Source organism: Streptomyces sp. R818, from assembly GCF_056172735.1.
Genome location: NZ_JAOCNE010000003.1, coordinates 1679022 through 1694359, shown reverse-complemented (window position 1 = coordinate 1694359; position 15338 = coordinate 1679022). Strand labels below are relative to the sequence as shown.

The following is a 15338-nucleotide window of genomic DNA, read 5'->3' as shown; positions in this document are numbered from 1 at the left end:
TTCGCAGCGCCGGGCCGGGGGCTCTTTGTTAGTGCAGTGCCAGACTGGCAGGAACCTCTTTACAACGTCAAGGGGTTCGGGAAGGATGTTGCCGTGCCCAAGAACCCGACAGAGGGGAGCCCGCGCTTGATGACCACCAGCGAGATCGCGGCGGAGCACGGGGTCAGTCGACAGACGGTGCACACGCACCGGAAGCGCGGCGACTTCCCGAAGCCTGTTGAGGGCGCGGGCAGTACACGGCCCCGGTTCCTGGCGGACGAGGTGGCCGCGTTCTTCGCGGCGAACCCGCCGACCCCGGGCAAGCGAACGGACCTCGCCCAACCAGACGAAGGAGCGCCCATGCCGCCGACAGGCACGTCCACCGCCAGCCGAGCCGAGCTGGTCGATGCCGCAGCCGCTTTGCTGCTCGCGGCGATCACGATGCGCGACCTTACGAGCGCTATGCCGTCGGCCGCGTTCGCGTCCATGCCGGACGACATCCGCGGGCGAATCGCGCGGCACTCGTATCAGGGCGCGTTCGATGCGCTGCCTGCGGACATCCGGGCCGAAGCGCAGGCCCTCGTGGATGCCGACCCGGACATCATCGCGGCGCGGAACCTGTGAAGGCGCGGCTGCTGTAGCTGCACGCGAAGAGCCCCCGGCCCTCGGGCCGGGGGCTTCGTCATGCCCACGCTGTCGTTCGGCGTGCCGACCTGGGCAGGCCGTCGCACCCTGGAGGTATGGCAACCGCTCCGATAGTCGTGCACCCGCCGTCCCCGTCGGGCGGCCGGCGGGTCACCGCGCGGGACCAGATCCTCGGCCTCGCGCACTCCGACCGCGATGTCGTCGAGTTCCTGCGCCGGGCCGGGCTCCCGGACGCCGACGGGCTGCTCGACGATCCGTCGTGGGTGACGTGGCGGGGAGCGCGTGCGCACCATTACGAGGCAGCTTGATCATGGTTTCAGGGAAAGTAGTGCTGCTCGACGTAGAAGAGTAGCGCCGCCGCAATGAGAGCGCCGAGCCAGCAGAGAAGTCTCTCAAACGCGCGATATCGGGCGTCGAGAACTTCCGTGTTGGCATCTCGCTCCTCCTCCAGGTTGTGCGCCAACCATTCCAGGTATTCCCCGAAGGGCTTGCCGTCCTGGTAAGCCTTGATGCCTTTCGAAAGTTGGCCCGGCGCATGAAAACCCGTGGGGTGCACGATGTAGCCAACGCCCCATAGACACGACCCTATTGCTAGAAGCAGCAGGATGATCACCCACTTGTCAGACGGGGTGCCCTTGTTGAGTGTCAAGCCGAACACGATGGAGGCGCCGAGGATGACGACGCGAAGCAGTTGCATCGCCCGTGTTCTCAAGGCCCGGAAGTCGCAGTCTTGGGATTCCATGTAGCGCACGCCATCTTCGATGGCCAGCTTCAGGACCTTGAGGTCCCGATGGTGATGTTCAATTGGCTGCTCCATCGCCAACCTCCAGGAACTGCGGCGACGGCTGTACTTCCCTCTCCCATCATGCGTCGTGCTGTCGAAACGCGCAGGGCGCGTCGGGGCACTACCCAAGTTGCGGCTTACGCTTCGTCAGCTACGTTCCCCTGATTTAGGTACTGCACGAACCACGCCATCAGGGAGTTGAGTAGGTCAGAAAACCTAGCGATGAGGTCGCCAAGATCCTCCTTCGAGAGGGGATCGAAGCGGGGCGTCTGCTTGCCTTTCGTAAACCGCATAGCTTGATAGGACGGCTCAAGCGGATTGGTCTGGTCCTCAGACCACGCCCCGTGAACGTACCCGTGGCGCCGTTCGAGTAGAGGTTTGATCTGCCTTAGCAGGGTGTCGAGCTTCTCCTGAGCTTCGTCGGTGACCCGAGGGTTGGCCTTCGCGAGGTCGCCCACCAGCTTGGTTGCAGCTTCTGCTCGGGTGCCGTGTATCCAGAGGTAGGCGTAGGGACTCTCGGAGAGGTGCACTGCGATCATCTGAAGGCGGAGCTCCATGTCTGCCGCTACGCGCACCATGATCCCTAGGCACGCGTACAACTCCATGTCGTCTCTGTCTATGCCGTTGGTCATCAGCTGATCGTGACAGAGCAAGGGGCTTCCGTCCTGAGCTTTTGCCTAGTGGTCCTCGGCGGTCAGATGCGGCGGCCCGCCGCACCCATCGGGGACGGCGGGCCGCTTGCTGTTCAGGCCGCAGGTGACAGGGCTTCGGTGGCGCCGGGGTCGGTGTTGCCGCGGCGGCTGGGCTGGAAGTGGCGCAGGGCCAGCCATGTGTCGGGCGGGTAGGTGCACAGGCACCATTCGCACTGCACCGGCTTGCCCATGTCGGCGTGCAGGGTCGCGCCGCAGACGACGCCGGATGTGTCGATGGCGATGCAGTAGCCGAGGACGGTCGGCTTGTCGGTGTCCTCGTCGGGCTGGACGACGTGGCGGACCCGGTCGACCAGGCGCCGTACTTCCCTGCCGAGCTGCGCGCCCTGGTCCCACAGGGCGATGAAGTGGATCTGGCGGACCAGGCCGGATGCCGCGACGCTGACGCGGTGCCCGGGTGATCCGGTGCGTGGCGGGCGGGGCAGGTTGCGGGTTTCGCAGACGGCGTCGTGCCAGTCCTCGAGGACGCCGACGATTCCGCCGGCGGCGCGGAGGTCCAGGACCTCCTGGTTGAGGGGCAGGGGTGCTGCGGCGAGGCGGGTGCGGCCGCCGTACGGGGCGTCGCCGCGGGCGCCGGGCGTCAGCCAGGCTTCGAGGGCGTCCCATAGGCGGGGCAGGGTGGTGAGGTTGTCGAGGGTGTCGCGGGTGCAGGGGGTGCACAGGGTGCCGTACGTGAGCGTGTGCTTCTTGCAGAGGGTGCAGTTCATCGCTGCGTCCCTTCAGTGCTGGTGGTGCGGTGTGTTGCTGTGCTCGGGCCACTCGATGTGGCCGCCGCCGTAGCCGCGCAGTAGGTCCGCGGTGGTGGGGGCGGCCGAGGTCAGCCCGTATGTTTCGTCGTCGATGGCGACGGCCTGGCCGTCGGGCATCTCCCAGCCGTCGAGGACCTGGTGGCGCAGGTGCAGGCGGAAGGGCCGGTGGCTCGGTGGGGTCACGAGGAGCCGGTCACCTTGGGGCGGCCGGTCTGGGGCTGGCGGTGGTGCGGGCGGACGAGGTTGCCGTAGCCGTCGGCGATGCCGGCGTCCTCGAGGACCCGGCCGACGGCCGCCCACTCCTGGCACACCTGGTGGAGGGAGCGGCCAAGCTGGTCGGCCAGGAGCCGCATCAGCCAGCCGTGGCGCTCCTGCAGGTCTGCGAGGAGGCTGGAGTAGAACCGCAGTGCCGCCTCCTCGAGGCGAACCTCAAGCGTCATCGTGGATGGCAGCCGTACGGCAGCGGTGTGATCGTCCGGGATGTCCGCCCATGCGATCTCGAAGTCGCCGGCCTCGCCAAGGTGGGTCCAGCCGCCGCTGTCGCTGCTGTCGGCCGTGGAGATCCAGAGGCTCATGTCACGCCTCCGTAGCAGGCTGCTGGGCGCCCTTGGGCCCGCGGTTCGCGAACAGCTCGGCCGTACGCATGGCGATGTTGGCGTACTTCTCGTCGGTGGTGTGGTGGTCCCACTGCGCTCGCGGGTCGTGGGGCTCGACGTGCTCGACGTCCCTGAACAGGTCGGCGTCGCGCCAGGCGATGTGCCAGCTGGCCTGCCGTCCGCCGATAGTCAGGTACACGATCTGCCAGCCGGGCTCGGGGCTGTCGAGTGCGGGCGCGATGACGGCACCGCCGGTCATGGCGGCGAGGAGAGCGATGAGGTGGGCGCGCTCGCGGTATGCGCCGTCACGCTCAGCCTCGGCTTCCTCGGCGCGCTTGCGCAGTGTCTCCGTACGCCGGGTCATCAGCTCCTTGGCGCGGGCTGTGTCGTCGTCGGCGATGTCGGCGTGGCGCTCAGCCTGTTGCAGCTCGTCCACGAGGTTCTCCACCGTCTGGTCGGTGGGCGGGAAGATTGCGTTGTGCAGCTCGGCGAGGCGGGCGTCCCACCAGCGGGAGATCTGCGTACCGAGCGGGGGCGGACCGGCCTTCACCCACTGCTCGTACAGGGCAATGACGCGTTGGACGTCGGCCTCGGGCATGCGAGCGAGCGTGGCGGTGATCCGCGCGGTGTCGACATCGGTCCGCCAGTCCTCGACGAGTTCGAGGTCGAGGGTCCGCGCGCAGGGGTCGTAGCCGGTGATGCGGTAGGCGACCTGGTCGGCGATCTCGATGACGCCGTCGTGCACGCGGAGGTAGCGGCCGCGGGTGAGGCAGTCGAGCGTCACGCTGGCCTGCTGCGGAGCTTGAAGGACGGTGACGCCCTTGCCTCGCTCCCGCTGCACGACGATGGCGTTCGATGTGGTCTGGAGCTTGGTCGCTTGGGCCGCTCCCGGAGCAGGCTCGTCGAGGGCCCGAAGCGTAGGGCACTGGCCGTATGGCACGCCCCGGTTGTCGGTGGAGCCTCTGCCGTCATAGGCCGAGCACTCCCCGCAGATCTCCTCACCGTTGTAGATCCGGGCCTGGTGCAGGGCACGAACCCGCTTGACGGCGGCCTCGGCCTGCTCGGCGCGCCGGAGCAGCTGCTCGAAGCCCTCGGCGAGGCCCTCGGCGGTCTGCCGGCGGATCGCGTCCATACGGCCGATAAGGCTGTCGGCGACTGCCTTGCGGTACGTCTCCGCGGCGGTGTGGGCGTCGAGTTGCTCGTAGAGGGCGTGCAGTTGCTCGCTGGTCAGCTGTTCCAGCGGGATGCGGTCGATCATGCGTCGCTGCCCTTCGTAGTGGTGGCGTACGGGCGCAGGCAGTCCGCGCCGTGGGTGCGTCGGTCGGCGTGCCCGGACAGTTCGCAGCACGGGATGGTGTCGAAGACCCGCGGGTCGATCGGGACGCCGCGTGCCGCCTGCTCGGCGAGTACGGCGCGGCCATGGGCTCGGCGGTGCGCGATGTTCTGGCGGTTGGCGCACCAGGCGAGGAACGCGGCGACGTACAGGCCGAGGACGGTGAGCCACGGCGTGAGGGTGATGCCGGCGTAGATGCCGCCGACGGTGGCCGTGGCCGTGGCCAGGATGAGGGCGCGGGCGAGGCGCAGGTGAGGGGTCATAGGTGGCTCCCGTGGTGCATGGGGCAGGTCCATCGGTTGTCGTTGTGCCGGGTCCAGCCCTTCGCGATGGCGGCGGCTTCGATCTTGGGTTCGGTGAGGCTGGGGAGGCCGTGCATGATCAGGTGGTTGTGGCAGGCGTGGCAGAGGACGTACACGAAGCGGGAAGGCTCCTCGGCGGTTACCGGCTGGGCCTTCGGGTCGATGTGGTCGGCGGCCGCGATGACGCCGCGGCAGAAGTCGCATTGCGGCTGGCAGTGGGCTGGCACGGGTGCGCCGGCCACTCCGAAGTGGGTGCGCTGTGCTGCAGCGAGGTAGGCGGCGTGCTGGCGCAGTACCTCGCGGGCCGCGTGCTGCGCCTTTTCGGGGGTGTGGGCGATGGAGAGGAGGGCGGTCAGGATGGTCTCAACGGTGGAGGCCTCGGGGCGCTTCTCTGGGGGTGTCACGGTGTGGTCTCCAGATCGATGCGGTCGGTGAACCAGTCACTGAGCGCGGAGAGTTCGGCAGCGGATGGTGGCGGTGCCGCGCCCTTGCGGGGGCGGAGGTGGACGTAGCCCGGCTGGATGGCCGGATCGCTGACGAGGTCGATGCCAGTGAGGGAACCGAGCGGCTCGAGCACGCCCGGGCGCGGTCTGGCCTGGGGCACGCTGGCGCGCAGCATGTCGGTGAAAGCGGCGAGCGTGCGGGGCTCGGCGACGATCTCTTGAACGGGGTCCACGGTGACGAGGAGGAACCTCACTGCTGCCGCTCCTTCGCCGGGCCGGTGCAGGTGATGGGGGCGCCGCTGCTGAGCCGGTGACCGCTGGGGAGGTCGAAGGGGCTGCGCTGGCAGCAGGGGGTGATCGCGGAGCTGTCGGTCGGGCATCCGTGGACGACATCGACCTGCTCCTGCTCGGTGACGCCAGGGGGCACCGCCAGGACGAAGTCTCGCTGGGTGGCTGCTGCCGCGCGCTGCGCCGCTGTTGTCACGGTCAGTCCGAGCCGCTGGCCGAGGCGGGCCAGTTGTCGTGCGGTGCCGCGAACTCCGAGATGAGGGGATCCGCCGACGCTGGTGGCTGATCGGCCTGCCGTTCAGGGCTGTACTCGTTCTCGACGGCGTAGGAGGTCGTGATGCGGGTGATCCGGTACGGCGTGCTGCTGTCGTCGTCCGTGGCCCGCTTGTAGTCCATGGCTGCCTCGTCCCGGCTGCTGCGGGCAGGTCGGAACGGACGCCAGTCGCCGTCGCGCCACAGGGTCTCAAGGACCCACTCCGTCTCAGTGCGCGTGGGTGAGGACTCGGCAACCTCAGCGCGGGCACGGCGGAGCAGCTCGTCGAGCGCGGCCACGGTGCCGGGATAGTTCTTGGCGAGGATCCAGTCCCGGAGCATCTCGGTCCTGAACGCCACCTCGCAGGTGTGGCCGCAGAGTGTGTGCTCGCCCTGGGCGTGAGCCTGTTCAGGCTCCTCGACGTCGGCCGGCTGCTCGTCGGTCTGGGGCTCGTCCCACGAGGTGTTGCCCCCGATTCGGCCTTCGATGATGAGAGGACCGCCGTGCGGGCTGCTGCCCCTCTGGTAGTGACCGGGGGGCCGGGTGCAACGCGTCTCGGGGTAGTCGTGGTGGGGAGCGCGGCAGATGTTGACGGACGGGGCTGGTGTGGGGTCGATGGTCTGGGAACTGCGGCTGTCGATGTCGGCGATCCACGCGGCACACACGGCGGCGACCTGGACCAGTTCGGTGCGCAGCGCACCGGTGTCCTTCTCGGCGAGGGCCTCGTAGACCTCCTCGAGGAGGACGTCGCGCCAGGCGAGGGCTCCCGCTGCGGTGTTGCGGTCGGCGGTGTCGCGGTAGCGGTGGGCGGCGTGGGTGTAGGCGGGGAGGCCAGTGCCGTCGGGGTGATGCTGCTCGCCGAACTTGGTGATCTGGCGCTGTCGTTCAGCGTCGATCTGCTCGGCGATGGCCTTGAGGCCGGGGGTGGCGAAGAGGGTGGGGTACATGGCGGTCTCCGGGGTGGTCATGGTCGACTGGGTGGTGCGGCCGCTCCTGCCTCGAACAGGAGCGGCCGTCCTGCTGCTCACGCGTCCCGGGTCTGGGAGGGGTGGCCGGCGCCGTGCATGGCCGTGGCGAGACCGAACCGCTCGGCGTTCCCTCCGAGGCTGATCTCGTTGGCAACGGTCATGACGCTGCGCGTCCAGTCGGCCATCGGCGCGACGAGGTCAGCGGCGTCATTCGCGTCGTCGGAGGACGGGAAGATCCCGAGCGCGCGTCCTTCGTGGTGGGCGAGGACCCAGCGGGGCAGGCCTGCGGGCGCGTCGGGGAGTTCGTACAGGCGGAGGCCGGGGGCGGGTTCGATGGCGTCGACTGTGACGGTTCCGTCGGGGGTGGTGAGTTCGACGGTGGGCATGGTGCTCCTTCGTGGTGTCGGGCGGTCGGGGTCAGGCGCAGATGACGCAGCGGTGATCGGCGATCTCGTTGTCCTGGCAGAAGTCGATGCAGCTGCGGCAGAACGCGGTGTCGCCGTGCTGCGCGCGGCCGTCGGACCGGGTGTCGGTCGGGTCGAACCGCGTCGCGCACTTCCGGCACGTGTCGGCCGGCTCCTCGTCGGGGTCGACGACACCGATCGTGCTGCGCAGCTCCTGGTGCGCGTCGTCGAACGTCTCGCACAGGACGCGGCCGTCCTTCAGCTCGTCCCAGCCCGCGCCGACAGCGGCGTCCACGCCGTCGCCGACGGACGGGAAGTGGTGCTCGAACTCGGTCTCGTCATAGCTGTAGCCGCACACGGCGCAGGCCACGGTGACGCAGGCCGCGCGCTTGAACCCGTCGGGCAGCGCGGTGACGGCGGTGTACTTGGCGTCCCAGGCGCGGAACACGGACTCGATCTCCCGGAGGGCGGCGTTCCCCCGGTCGATCGCGGCGAGGTTCTCGGGGCTGTCGGTGAGGGTCCGGGCGGCCTCGGAGACCGCGCGCCGGTAGAGGGCTTGCGGCTTGTCCAGGGCTTCGGCGAGGCGCATGAGGGCGAGGATCTGTTCGCTGAGCATGGGGCTCCTTGGTTGGTCCCGTTTGTGGGCTTCGAGGTGGGGGCGGATTACTGGGCGTCTCCCGACGGGCGGACCTTCTTGCGGAGCGCTTCTACGGCCCAGGTGAAGAGAGCGCGGATGGCGTCGGCGAGATCGCTGGCGGCTTGCTCGGTGCCGGGGTGGGTCAATGCGTCGAAGAGGTCGTGGGCGGTGTCGCGTTCGTCGTTGGCCCAGGCGGTGGTGAATTGGGCGGCGAACCGGACGCCTGCGGGGAGAGTGTTGATGTCGCCGTACTGGCCGGTATTCGGGTTGAGGACGAGGAGTCCGAAGGCGCCGTTCCTGGGGAGGTTTTCGCGCCCGTTGCCGATCGTCGTTTCGGCGAGGGCGGCACAGAGTCCGAGGGCGGTAGCGGGGCCGCCGAGGATGAAGGGCTTGAACAACTCGGCGACCTTCTCGGGGTGGCCGTTGATGCCGTGAGCGAGCGCGGCCATGATCGTTTCGGCGGGATCGTCTTGTGGGGTGGTGGGGATCTCGTGGTTCACGCGGTGGCCTCGCTCGGAGTGTCGGTCGCGGGTTCGAACGCCGCGCCGCTGAGCGGGAGTTGTCCCTCCGCGACGGGTCGGGGCTGGTGAAGGGCGGCGCGGACCTCGCGGGCGGTGAGGGGCCGGCCGTGGCGCGCGGTCTGCAGCAGGGCGGCGCGCTGGTGGCGGTCGAGCTTGCGCCAGCAGGCGGAGCCGATCCGTCGGGCCTTGGCGGTGGCGGACCGTACGGGCCGGTGGCACAGCTGGCACTCCACCTCCCCGTTCACTTCACTGGCGGGCATCTGCTGCTCCTGGGGTATGGCGGCGGATGGTGGCGGTGATGGGGAGGCCGGACAGGGCCTCGGTGAGGACGGCGACGTGGCGGGCCTGCTCCTGGGGCGTGCAGGGCGTGAGGTGGGCGGGGAGCCGGTGGCGGGCGTGGCCGAAGGTGCCGTCGGGGACGTCCTCCGGGAGCCGCTCCTCCTGCTCCAGGTCCTCCTCGTAGGCGCCCGCCTCGGCGGCCGCGCTCACCAGGGCCGCCTCTGCGCCCACACCCCGGGCCGAACCGCCGCGCGCCGCCCGGGCCTCGATGCCCGCCGCGGCGGACGCGGCTGCGGGCTCTTGCAGGTCGCGGCGTGCGGCATGGCCTGCCACTCCATGCCCTCCAGGCGGTCCCGCTCGGCGGTCAGGACCCGCACGCGCAGGGTGCCGGTGCCGTCGCGGTGGACGGCGAGGTTCCCGTCGCTGTTCGGCCGTGCGTCGATGGCCTGACGCAGACCGTTGACGGTGATGGCCCACCGGATCTCGGCCTGGCATCCGTCGCACGGGACGATTCCGTGGTCACTGAGCATGTGTCCTCCGGTCGCTACCGGTCGTTTGGTTGGGGTTGGCGGGCCCGTACTCGCTGGCCGCGCGGGCGGCCTCGAGCCGGGCTTGGTGCGAGGTGTTGCGGCGGCGGCCGCGCGGGGTCGTGCACGTCTGGCCGGCCGGAGCCCGGCAGTCGGGAGCCGGGCAGGCGACGGACCGCTCGAGGACCGCCGTCTGCCGGGAGGCAGGGCGCAGCGCCTCGGGCATCCGGCCCGGCACCGGCCGCTCCACATCCGGCTCCGGCCGTACGGGCGCCGCTGGGGCCGGGCGTCCGGCGGGGGTAGGTAGCTGCTCTTGCAGGCCGTCAGCGCGCAGCACGGGGCCGACGCGGAGCTGGCCGTAGATGTGCAGCGCACCGGCCGGTCCGTGCTCGGCGATCGCGCGGCGGATCTCTGCGTCGGTGGCCTGCGACCGCTGCCGGTAGCTGGCCTTCTTGGGCAGCGCGTCTGCGGCGGCGGCCTCGAGGCGCAGCTGCTCCAGGCGCTCCTGGAGCTCGCGGGCCTGGCGCCACCGGGCGCTGATGACCTGCCGCTGCTGCACGCAGATCTCACAGGCCTCGCCGGTGGGCCACACAGTGGAGTCCTCGCAGGAATCCAGTCCGCAGCCGCGGTGGGGGATGCCGACGCCGATCAGCCAGGCGCCCATGTCGCGGATGTCGGCGCGCAGGACACCGGCGTAGCGGCGGCGGATCCGCGCGGCGAGGCGCTCCTCGGTCGCGTAGGTACGCAGTTGCTGGATGAGGGCGCGGGCGATGCGGCGCAGCACGAAGGGGCGCAAGGCGGGGAGTTCGTGGTGGACGGGTTCCAGCGCGCGCCAGACCCTCGGCGGTAGCTGCAAGGTCGGACCGGTGTAAGTGGCCGGGGCCTCGGGGGTGGGGCGGTTGCCGCGCGGAGCGCGAGAGACGCCCGGCCCGAACGTCCCTTCACCAAGATCGCCGGGGTTTTCCACAGGCTTACTACCGGTGTCTCGCCTACGGCGGGAACCCCCAACGACCTGCGCAATCTCGTCAGTAACAGCCTGGGGGTATTCCTCAGTCGCGAGGGATCCGCCGCAGCTGGCCGGACCGGATCCGCCATGGTTGTCCGCACTCGCCTCGCTGGCCGTGGCCACCGTCTGCGGGCTCGGCGCGGCGGGCTCCTCGATGGGGAGGGCCAGCTGCTCGATGTGGAGGGGGCGGTGGTGGACGGTGACGGCGTGGCGGCCCTGGTGGCCGGCGCGGTGGTCGACGCTGACCCAGCCGGTGGCGTCCAGGTCGTGCAGGACGCGGCGGGCGGTGCGCTCCGACAGCGGCGTCCCTGCGGTCTTGCCGTGGTGGTGGAAGAGTTCCCCGGCGAGCTCGGCGGCGGTGGGCTGGTAGCCCGGGGTGTACTTCGCGGTGTGCGCCAGCAGCAGGGCGGCGCGCAGGCGGCGCGGCTCGAGGGCGTCGCACATCGCGACGGACACGGTGACGAACCGCTCGGCCTCGCGGACGTCGCGGACCTGGCGGATCGCGGTGCGGCCGACACCGGAGGTACGGGTCATGCGGCGGGTGGAGAACTCCGGGGCGCCGCCGTCGGGCCCGGGCGTGCGGCCCTCGGTCAGTGCACGCTCGAAGGCGCGGACGGACAGGCCGCAGAAGCGGGCCATCGTCTCGACGCCGGCGTTGCAGTGCTCTTCGTTGCCGTCGACGTCGAGGGCGGCCATCTTCGCCCACGCCTTGATGAACGCGTCCGAGTAGTGGTGGCCGCGGTAGATGCGTTCGGGGATGTCGATGCTCTGCAGGGCGCGGCGCTGGGGGCGGCGCGGGCGCACGCGGCCAGCACTACCGGCCCCGCCACGGGTGTGGCGGGGCTCGGCGGCGGACGCGTGCGCGGCGCTCATGTCAGCGGGTGCTGCACTTGGGGTAGGCGGAGCCGCGGTAGCAGTCGTCGTAGACGCTGCTGGAGACCTCGAAATCGTGGTCCTGGCCGTCGCTGTCGCGGGTGGTCAGCTCGTAGTCGGTGGTGCAGGAGCGGTAGCGCTTGGCCCCGGCGCCGGTGAGGTGGCACTCCCGGTCCTTCTCCTTGCCGACGACGCGGCCGGCCGGGCCCTGCTCGTGCGGGTCACATGCGGTCAGCGTGAGCGTCGTCGCGGCCAGCGCGATCGCCGCGAGCGCGGCGCGGGTGCGCTTCACCGGACGATCCCGGCGGTGCGGGCGGCCTGCAGCCAGGCGGCGAACTCGTGGGTGATGCCGTCGTAGAGCTCGGCGTCGGTGACGGTGCGCGGGCTGGCGGCGTGGAAGAAGGAGGCGTTGTCGACCTGGCGGCCGTCGAGGGTGTCGAGGGTCTGCAGGAAGCGCATGTTGCGCTTGGGCCCGAACCCGACGAACGCGAAAAACAGGGGCCGGTTGGACAGGGTGCGCAGGGTGCGCTCGGCGGCGGCCCGGTCGTCGGGCTCGCCGTCGGTCTGGAAGATGACCAGCCCGGGGAGATCGGTCCCGGCGAGGTGCTCGTCGACGGCGGCCTGCATGGCGGCGACGTAGTTGGTGGAGCCCCAGGCCGAGGCGGAGTGTTCGCGGTCGATGATCCCGGCGTAGTTGTCCAGGCGGACGTCGACGGTGTGGTCGACGCGGCTGCCGAAGAAGGAGACGGGGACGCTGCCGTCGTCGTCGAGGTTCACGGACAGGCCCAGCGCCTGCTCGGCCAGGCGCTGCACGGAGCCGTCGCGGTAGTAGGGGGTCATGCTGCCGGAGTGGTCCAGGACGAGCTGGACGGCGGCCTGCGTACCGGTGAGACCGGTCTTCTGAAGGGAGACGGCGGCGGTCTTGGCGAGGGAGACGAGGCCGGGCGCCTGCTTCTCCATCTTGGCGAGGTCGATCACGGACTTCCTGCTTCCTGTTGAACGGTGCTGTCGGGTGGGTCAGTTGGGGGCGTCGCTGGTGTGGCGCAGGACGCGGAGTTGCTCGAGGAAGCCGGCGGGCACGCACAGCTGCCAGACGGTGTCGCCGAGGTTCGGGCCCTGGGACAGGCGCCGGGTGTACAGCCAGCCGCGGTCGCGGAGGATCTGCAGCTGCACGCCGATCTGCTCCGGCCCCAGGCCGGTGGCGGCCGCGAGGTCCTCGGTGCTCGGGTGCCAGCGCCGGTGGATGGTGCCGGTCTGGAAGTTGGCGTAGCCGAGGAGGGTGAGGGCGAGCAGGCGGCTGTGCGGGTGCATCCGGCTGAGGCGGATGCCCTTCTCGAAGTAGGTCCGCAGGCGCTCACGCCCGTCCAGCTCGCCCGGAGCGATCGATTCGGTGGCGGTCAACGTCCGCGGCTGGTACGGCTTCGGCTCCGCCACGGGGGCAGGGGCGGGAGCGGGGGCCGCCGGGCGGGAGGAGCGGAACCGCTTGGACTTGGACTTGGGCCTGGGCGTGGCGGGCGCAGGTGCGGGCTTGGTGAAGCGGGCGAGGTCCGCCGGGGTCGGGGTCATAGGTTCAGCTCCGTTCGGTGGTCGACTGCGGCCTGGGCCGCGCGGTACTCCTGCGGACTGGAGCGCCGCTTGCCGGAAGCGATCGCGCGTGCGTCGTGGACGCGGCTGTCGCTGATGGGGCTCGGTGTGGTCCAGGCCCCCGCCGGAAGACCGGGCCCGGGCTGAGGCTCGGGGCGTCCGGCGAGTGCGGCGGGGGTGTGCAGGGGGCAGCGGGGGCCGGTCAGGTAAGGGCGGATGTCCTTGACGACCCGGCAGTGGCGGCGCTCGGATCCGATCCAGTGCCAGCACTCCGGCACCGGCTCCTCACTCACTCGGGGTTGGCCCCGGCGCGCTGCCCGGCCTGCTGCTTGCGCCAGGCGTCCTTGGGGCCGAGGAGCACGAACCGCAGGGCACTCTCGGCGAGGCAGCCGTAGGCGTACGCCGCATCCGGCAAGCCCTGCGCGAACTCCGAGGCCTCGAACATCTCCCCGGCGTCGCGATCGCTCACCTCATGGTCCTCGCGGCCCGCGATCTCCTCGGCGTGCTCGGCGGCCTGGTCCATCCGCAGCACCTGCTCGTACGCCGCGGCGACCTTCTGCGCGTGGACGTACTTCTCCAGGCCGCTGATCTTGTAGCCGCCGATGACCGGCCTGCGGTCGGCATCGAGAGGGAAGGGCACACGCTCCGGCTGCTCGCCCGCCTGCACCTGGGCGATGGCCCGCGCCGCACCGGAGGCGAACAGCAGCGCCGCGTGCTCGTAGTGGCGACGGGTGACGAACCGGTGCTCCATGTACAGCTTCTGCAGGTCCATCACGGCGTGCTCGTGCGGGCCGAACTTGCGCGGCTTGGCGTCCCAGCCGCGGGCCGCGGGCCCGTGCACGAGGATCTTGCCCTCGTGCAGGTTGCGGCGCTCCATCTCGACGCCGGTCTCCAGGAGTTGAGCCCTGCGGTCGGCGAGCTGCCACTCACGGGCGGCTTCGCCGAGCGCGCGGACGCTGTCTTCGAGGTGCTCGAACCAGGGAGCACTCGGCGCGGCGAGGTTGTGGGTCATGACGCTCCGTTCAGGGGGTGGCCGCAGTCGATGCAGGACTGCGAGCCGTCGGGGTGCAGGGTGTGGGCGGTGAGGCGTTGCTCGGCCGGGCAGTAGTCGCGGCCGGCGCCCTCGATCGCGCCGTCGGCGAGTAGCTGCTCGAGCTCGCTCTCGTCGGTGACGCCGTGGACCGGCGGCGCGGGCGGCGCCGGGGGCGGGGTGAGGAGGGCGGCCAGGCGGCGCACGATGTGGGTGAGTGCGGCGAGCGGGTGCGGGACGTGGAGGACGCTCACGGGCGGCCGCCCGCGTGGGGCGAGGAGGGGATGGTGCGCAGATCGGCGCGGGCGCGGGCGATCGCGGCGCACCGGCCGGGGCAGTACCAGTGCGCGTCCGCACCGTCGGCGCTGCCACGGACCTGCACCATGGAGAGGTCAGGGGCCGGGGTGTTGGCGGGGCTTCCGCAGGCCTCGACGGTGCAGACCTCGACGACCGGGTGGTCCGCGGGCTGCTTGCCCTTGCCGGTCATGCCCTTGTTGAAGTCGTACCGTGCCTTCTTCTGGCCCTCGCTGGTCTCGGGCAGCTTGGGGCGCTGGGCTCGGGTCGGCATCAGCCCTCACCGCCGTCGAGCTCCGTCATGGTGTGGCGCTCCCAGCCGGACACGAACGTGTCCAGGCTGGCGTCCGGGCGCGTCATGCCCAGGCTGCGGCCGCACTGGCAGGAGGCGTGCATCTCGCAGTCGCCGTACTCCACGACCAGGGCGTGGCCGCCCGCGAGGGTCTCGCGGAAGTCCGGATCGAAGTCGGGGTCGCGGGGCTCGTGGTCGGCGCGCTTCATCAGCTCGAGGGCGGCGGGCTCGTTGTACCCGGCGGCCAGGAGGACGGCGAGGATCTCGGCGCGTGCGGTGGACTCGCCCACGGGCGGCTGGTGGCCGTCGCGGGTGTCCTTCTGCAGCGCGGTGTCGATCCGCAGCGCGGTGTCGATCGCCTCGGCGAGCTGCGGCACGGTCGCCGTCCAGGCCGTGACGGTGCTGCCCGGCTCGCAGCCCTGCACGATCCGCTCGCGGAGCTCGCGGGCGACGAACGGGCGGGCGAGCGTCGGGCGGCGCAGGACGGCGGCGATGGTGTCCTGACGGCTGGTCATCAGCGCTCACCCCCGGGGGCCTGGGTGGTTGCCGCGCAGGTGCAGTCGCTGAGCCCCGCGACGTAGGGACAGGTCGGGGTGTGGCCGCCGCGCGGCGGGAACTCGGGCGCAGGCCCGAGGGGGAAGCACGGGGCGAGCTCGCGGTGGTGGGGAATGTCGACGAGCCACGGCGCGGGGATCAGGCCGAAAGCGGCGTACTGGCAGCCGCGGTCGGCGTCCTTGCCGAGGATCCGGCCGATGCACTGCTGGCCGAGGACCTCCTCCGCAGGTGCGGTCGCTCGGAGTGGCGCACGGGGTGCCACGAGCGCCGCGCGATCTCGTGGGGG

At 71.0% G+C, this 15338-nt stretch carries 29 protein-coding genes; 2 read left to right on the top strand and 27 right to left on the bottom strand.

The features are described from left to right. On the top strand, positions 1–603 hold a 603-nt coding region (locus tag N5I75_RS12890), incomplete at its 5' end, for a helix-turn-helix transcriptional regulator (protein ID WP_476676920.1). A 116-nt stretch (positions 604–719) separates the two neighbouring features. After that, positions 720–932, top strand: a complete 213-nt coding sequence (locus N5I75_RS12885) for a hypothetical protein (protein WP_476676918.1) — start codon at positions 720–722, stop codon at positions 930–932. An 8-nt stretch (positions 933–940) separates the two neighbouring features. On the opposite strand, the gene N5I75_RS12880 is transcribed toward N5I75_RS12885, so the two are convergent. The 27 genes from N5I75_RS12880 to N5I75_RS12750 form a co-directional block, all read right to left on the bottom strand. Beyond that, entirely contained in the window at positions 941–1441 is a 501-nt protein-coding gene (locus N5I75_RS12880) for a hypothetical protein (protein ID WP_476676916.1), read from the bottom strand. A 104-nt stretch (positions 1442–1545) separates the two neighbouring features. Next, on the bottom strand, positions 1546–2040 hold the full coding sequence (locus N5I75_RS12875; RefSeq protein WP_476676914.1) for a hypothetical protein: 495 nt from the start codon (positions 2038–2040) through the stop codon (positions 1546–1548). 113 nt (positions 2041–2153) lie between these two features. Then, positions 2154–2825 carry a hypothetical protein gene (locus N5I75_RS12870; protein WP_476676912.1) on the bottom strand — a complete coding sequence of 224 codons (672 nt, stop codon included), beginning with the start codon at positions 2823–2825 and terminating at the stop codon, positions 2154–2156. Between the two features lie 12 nt (positions 2826–2837). After that, complete coding sequence (locus N5I75_RS12865; RefSeq protein WP_476676910.1) at positions 2838–3050, bottom strand: hypothetical protein; 213 nt, start codon at positions 3048–3050, stop codon at positions 2838–2840. Further along, entirely contained in the window at positions 3047–3442 is a 396-nt protein-coding gene (locus tag N5I75_RS12860; RefSeq protein ID WP_476676909.1) for a hypothetical protein, read from the bottom strand. The genes N5I75_RS12865 and N5I75_RS12860 overlap by 4 nt, the downstream gene beginning before the upstream one ends. 1 nt (position 3443) lies before the next feature. Beyond that, positions 3444–4721: a hypothetical protein gene (locus tag N5I75_RS12855; RefSeq protein ID WP_476676907.1), complete on the bottom strand. Its 1278-nt coding sequence runs from the start codon at positions 4719–4721 to the stop codon at positions 3444–3446. Next, on the bottom strand, positions 4718–5059 hold the full coding sequence (locus tag N5I75_RS12850; protein WP_476676906.1) for a hypothetical protein: 342 nt from the start codon (positions 5057–5059) through the stop codon (positions 4718–4720). Before N5I75_RS12850 ends, N5I75_RS12855 begins: the two co-directional genes overlap by 4 nt. Beyond that, entirely contained in the window at positions 5056–5502 is a 447-nt protein-coding gene (locus N5I75_RS12845) for a hypothetical protein (RefSeq protein ID WP_476676904.1), read from the bottom strand. The genes N5I75_RS12850 and N5I75_RS12845 overlap by 4 nt, the downstream gene beginning before the upstream one ends. Further along, entirely contained in the window at positions 5499–5795 is a 297-nt protein-coding gene (locus N5I75_RS12840; RefSeq protein ID WP_476676903.1) for a hypothetical protein, read from the bottom strand. The genes N5I75_RS12845 and N5I75_RS12840 overlap by 4 nt, the downstream gene beginning before the upstream one ends. Further along, positions 5792–6025 (bottom strand): hypothetical protein, encoded by a 234-nt coding sequence (locus N5I75_RS12835; RefSeq protein WP_476676901.1) that lies wholly within the window; start codon positions 6023–6025, stop codon positions 5792–5794. The genes N5I75_RS12840 and N5I75_RS12835 overlap by 4 nt, the downstream gene beginning before the upstream one ends. 2 nt (positions 6026–6027) lie before the next feature. Then, positions 6028–7050: a hypothetical protein gene (locus tag N5I75_RS12830; RefSeq protein ID WP_476676899.1), complete on the bottom strand. Its 1023-nt coding sequence runs from the start codon at positions 7048–7050 to the stop codon at positions 6028–6030. A 56-nt stretch (positions 7051–7106) separates the two neighbouring features. Further along, the gene (locus N5I75_RS12825; RefSeq protein WP_476676898.1) at positions 7107–7436 is read right to left on the bottom strand and encodes a hypothetical protein; all 330 of its coding nucleotides are present in this window, start codon (positions 7434–7436) and stop codon (positions 7107–7109) included. Positions 7437–7467: 31 nt separating this feature from the next. Then, complete coding sequence (locus N5I75_RS12820) at positions 7468–8070, bottom strand: hypothetical protein (RefSeq protein WP_476676897.1); 603 nt, start codon at positions 8068–8070, stop codon at positions 7468–7470. Positions 8071–8117: 47 nt separating this feature from the next. Further along, positions 8118–8591, bottom strand: coding sequence for a hypothetical protein (locus tag N5I75_RS12815; protein ID WP_476676895.1), 474 nt, complete (start codon positions 8589–8591; stop codon positions 8118–8120). Beyond that, positions 8588–8872, bottom strand: a complete 285-nt coding sequence (locus N5I75_RS12810; protein WP_476676894.1) for a hypothetical protein — start codon at positions 8870–8872, stop codon at positions 8588–8590. The genes N5I75_RS12815 and N5I75_RS12810 overlap by 4 nt, the downstream gene beginning before the upstream one ends. Further along, positions 8859–9101, bottom strand: coding sequence for a hypothetical protein (locus N5I75_RS12805; RefSeq protein WP_476676892.1), 243 nt, complete (start codon positions 9099–9101; stop codon positions 8859–8861). The genes N5I75_RS12810 and N5I75_RS12805 overlap by 14 nt, the downstream gene beginning before the upstream one ends. Beyond that, positions 9098–9421: a hypothetical protein gene (locus N5I75_RS12800; protein ID WP_476676890.1), complete on the bottom strand. Its 324-nt coding sequence runs from the start codon at positions 9419–9421 to the stop codon at positions 9098–9100. The genes N5I75_RS12805 and N5I75_RS12800 overlap by 4 nt, the downstream gene beginning before the upstream one ends. Further along, the gene (locus N5I75_RS12795) at positions 9411–11297 is read right to left on the bottom strand and encodes a zinc finger domain-containing protein (RefSeq protein ID WP_476676888.1); all 1887 of its coding nucleotides are present in this window, start codon (positions 11295–11297) and stop codon (positions 9411–9413) included. Before N5I75_RS12795 ends, N5I75_RS12800 begins: the two co-directional genes overlap by 11 nt. 1 nt (position 11298) lies before the next feature. After that, positions 11299–11589, bottom strand: coding sequence for a hypothetical protein (locus N5I75_RS12790; protein ID WP_476676886.1), 291 nt, complete (start codon positions 11587–11589; stop codon positions 11299–11301). Beyond that, positions 11586–12275, bottom strand: coding sequence for a VWA domain-containing protein (locus N5I75_RS12785; protein ID WP_476676884.1), 690 nt, complete (start codon positions 12273–12275; stop codon positions 11586–11588). The genes N5I75_RS12790 and N5I75_RS12785 overlap by 4 nt, the downstream gene beginning before the upstream one ends. Positions 12276–12314: 39 nt before the next feature. Continuing rightward, positions 12315–12863 carry a hypothetical protein gene (locus N5I75_RS12780; protein WP_476676882.1) on the bottom strand — a complete coding sequence of 183 codons (549 nt, stop codon included), beginning with the start codon at positions 12861–12863 and terminating at the stop codon, positions 12315–12317. After that, complete coding sequence (locus N5I75_RS12775) at positions 12860–13174, bottom strand: hypothetical protein (RefSeq protein WP_476676880.1); 315 nt, start codon at positions 13172–13174, stop codon at positions 12860–12862. The genes N5I75_RS12780 and N5I75_RS12775 overlap by 4 nt, the downstream gene beginning before the upstream one ends. Continuing rightward, entirely contained in the window at positions 13171–13893 is a 723-nt protein-coding gene (locus N5I75_RS12770) for a hypothetical protein (RefSeq protein ID WP_476676878.1), read from the bottom strand. Before N5I75_RS12770 ends, N5I75_RS12775 begins: the two co-directional genes overlap by 4 nt. Beyond that, positions 13890–14165, bottom strand: a complete 276-nt coding sequence (locus tag N5I75_RS12765) for a hypothetical protein (protein WP_476676876.1) — start codon at positions 14163–14165, stop codon at positions 13890–13892. Before N5I75_RS12765 ends, N5I75_RS12770 begins: the two co-directional genes overlap by 4 nt. Beyond that, the gene (locus tag N5I75_RS12760) at positions 14162–14479 is read right to left on the bottom strand and encodes a hypothetical protein (RefSeq protein WP_476676875.1); all 318 of its coding nucleotides are present in this window, start codon (positions 14477–14479) and stop codon (positions 14162–14164) included. The genes N5I75_RS12765 and N5I75_RS12760 overlap by 4 nt, the downstream gene beginning before the upstream one ends. Beyond that, complete coding sequence (locus tag N5I75_RS12755; protein WP_476676873.1) at positions 14479–15012, bottom strand: hypothetical protein; 534 nt, start codon at positions 15010–15012, stop codon at positions 14479–14481. The genes N5I75_RS12760 and N5I75_RS12755 overlap by 1 nt, the downstream gene beginning before the upstream one ends. Continuing rightward, positions 15012–15314 carry a hypothetical protein gene (locus N5I75_RS12750; protein ID WP_476676871.1) on the bottom strand — a complete coding sequence of 101 codons (303 nt, stop codon included), beginning with the start codon at positions 15312–15314 and terminating at the stop codon, positions 15012–15014. The genes N5I75_RS12755 and N5I75_RS12750 overlap by 1 nt, the downstream gene beginning before the upstream one ends. Positions 15315–15338 lie beyond the last annotated feature (24 nt).

Excerpts from the sequence above, each read along its gene's own strand:
- N5I75_RS12885 (WP_476676918.1), top strand. The coding sequence starts at position 720 with ATGGCAACCGCTCCGATAGTCGTGCACCCGCCGTCCCCGTCGGGCGGC.
- N5I75_RS12880 (WP_476676916.1), bottom strand. The coding sequence starts at position 1,441 with ATGGAGCAGCCAATTGAACATCACCATCGGGACCTCAAGGTCCTGAAG.
- N5I75_RS12875 (WP_476676914.1), bottom strand. The coding sequence starts at position 2,040 with ATGACCAACGGCATAGACAGAGACGACATGGAGTTGTACGCGTGCCTA.
- N5I75_RS12870 (WP_476676912.1), bottom strand. The coding sequence starts at position 2,825 with ATGAACTGCACCCTCTGCAAGAAGCACACGCTCACGTACGGCACCCTG.
- N5I75_RS12860 (WP_476676909.1), bottom strand. The coding sequence starts at position 3,442 with ATGAGCCTCTGGATCTCCACGGCCGACAGCAGCGACAGCGGCGGCTGG.
- N5I75_RS12855 (WP_476676907.1), bottom strand. The coding sequence starts at position 4,721 with ATGATCGACCGCATCCCGCTGGAACAGCTGACCAGCGAGCAACTGCAC.
- N5I75_RS12850 (WP_476676906.1), bottom strand. The coding sequence starts at position 5,059 with ATGACCCCTCACCTGCGCCTCGCCCGCGCCCTCATCCTGGCCACGGCC.
- N5I75_RS12830 (WP_476676899.1), bottom strand. The coding sequence starts at position 7,050 with ATGACCACCCCGGAGACCGCCATGTACCCCACCCTCTTCGCCACCCCC.
- N5I75_RS12825 (WP_476676898.1), bottom strand. The coding sequence starts at position 7,436 with ATGCCCACCGTCGAACTCACCACCCCCGACGGAACCGTCACAGTCGAC.
- N5I75_RS12820 (WP_476676897.1), bottom strand. The coding sequence starts at position 8,070 with ATGCTCAGCGAACAGATCCTCGCCCTCATGCGCCTCGCCGAAGCCCTG.
- N5I75_RS12810 (WP_476676894.1), bottom strand. The coding sequence starts at position 8,872 with ATGCCCGCCAGTGAAGTGAACGGGGAGGTGGAGTGCCAGCTGTGCCAC.
- N5I75_RS12800 (WP_476676890.1), bottom strand. The coding sequence starts at position 9,421 with ATGCTCAGTGACCACGGAATCGTCCCGTGCGACGGATGCCAGGCCGAG.
- N5I75_RS12795 (WP_476676888.1), bottom strand. The coding sequence starts at position 11,297 with ATGAGCGCCGCGCACGCGTCCGCCGCCGAGCCCCGCCACACCCGTGGC.
- N5I75_RS12780 (WP_476676882.1), bottom strand. The coding sequence starts at position 12,863 with ATGACCCCGACCCCGGCGGACCTCGCCCGCTTCACCAAGCCCGCACCT.
- N5I75_RS12770 (WP_476676878.1), bottom strand. The coding sequence starts at position 13,893 with ATGACCCACAACCTCGCCGCGCCGAGTGCTCCCTGGTTCGAGCACCTC.
- N5I75_RS12760 (WP_476676875.1), bottom strand. The coding sequence starts at position 14,479 with ATGCCGACCCGAGCCCAGCGCCCCAAGCTGCCCGAGACCAGCGAGGGC.
- N5I75_RS12755 (WP_476676873.1), bottom strand. The coding sequence starts at position 15,012 with ATGACCAGCCGTCAGGACACCATCGCCGCCGTCCTGCGCCGCCCGACG.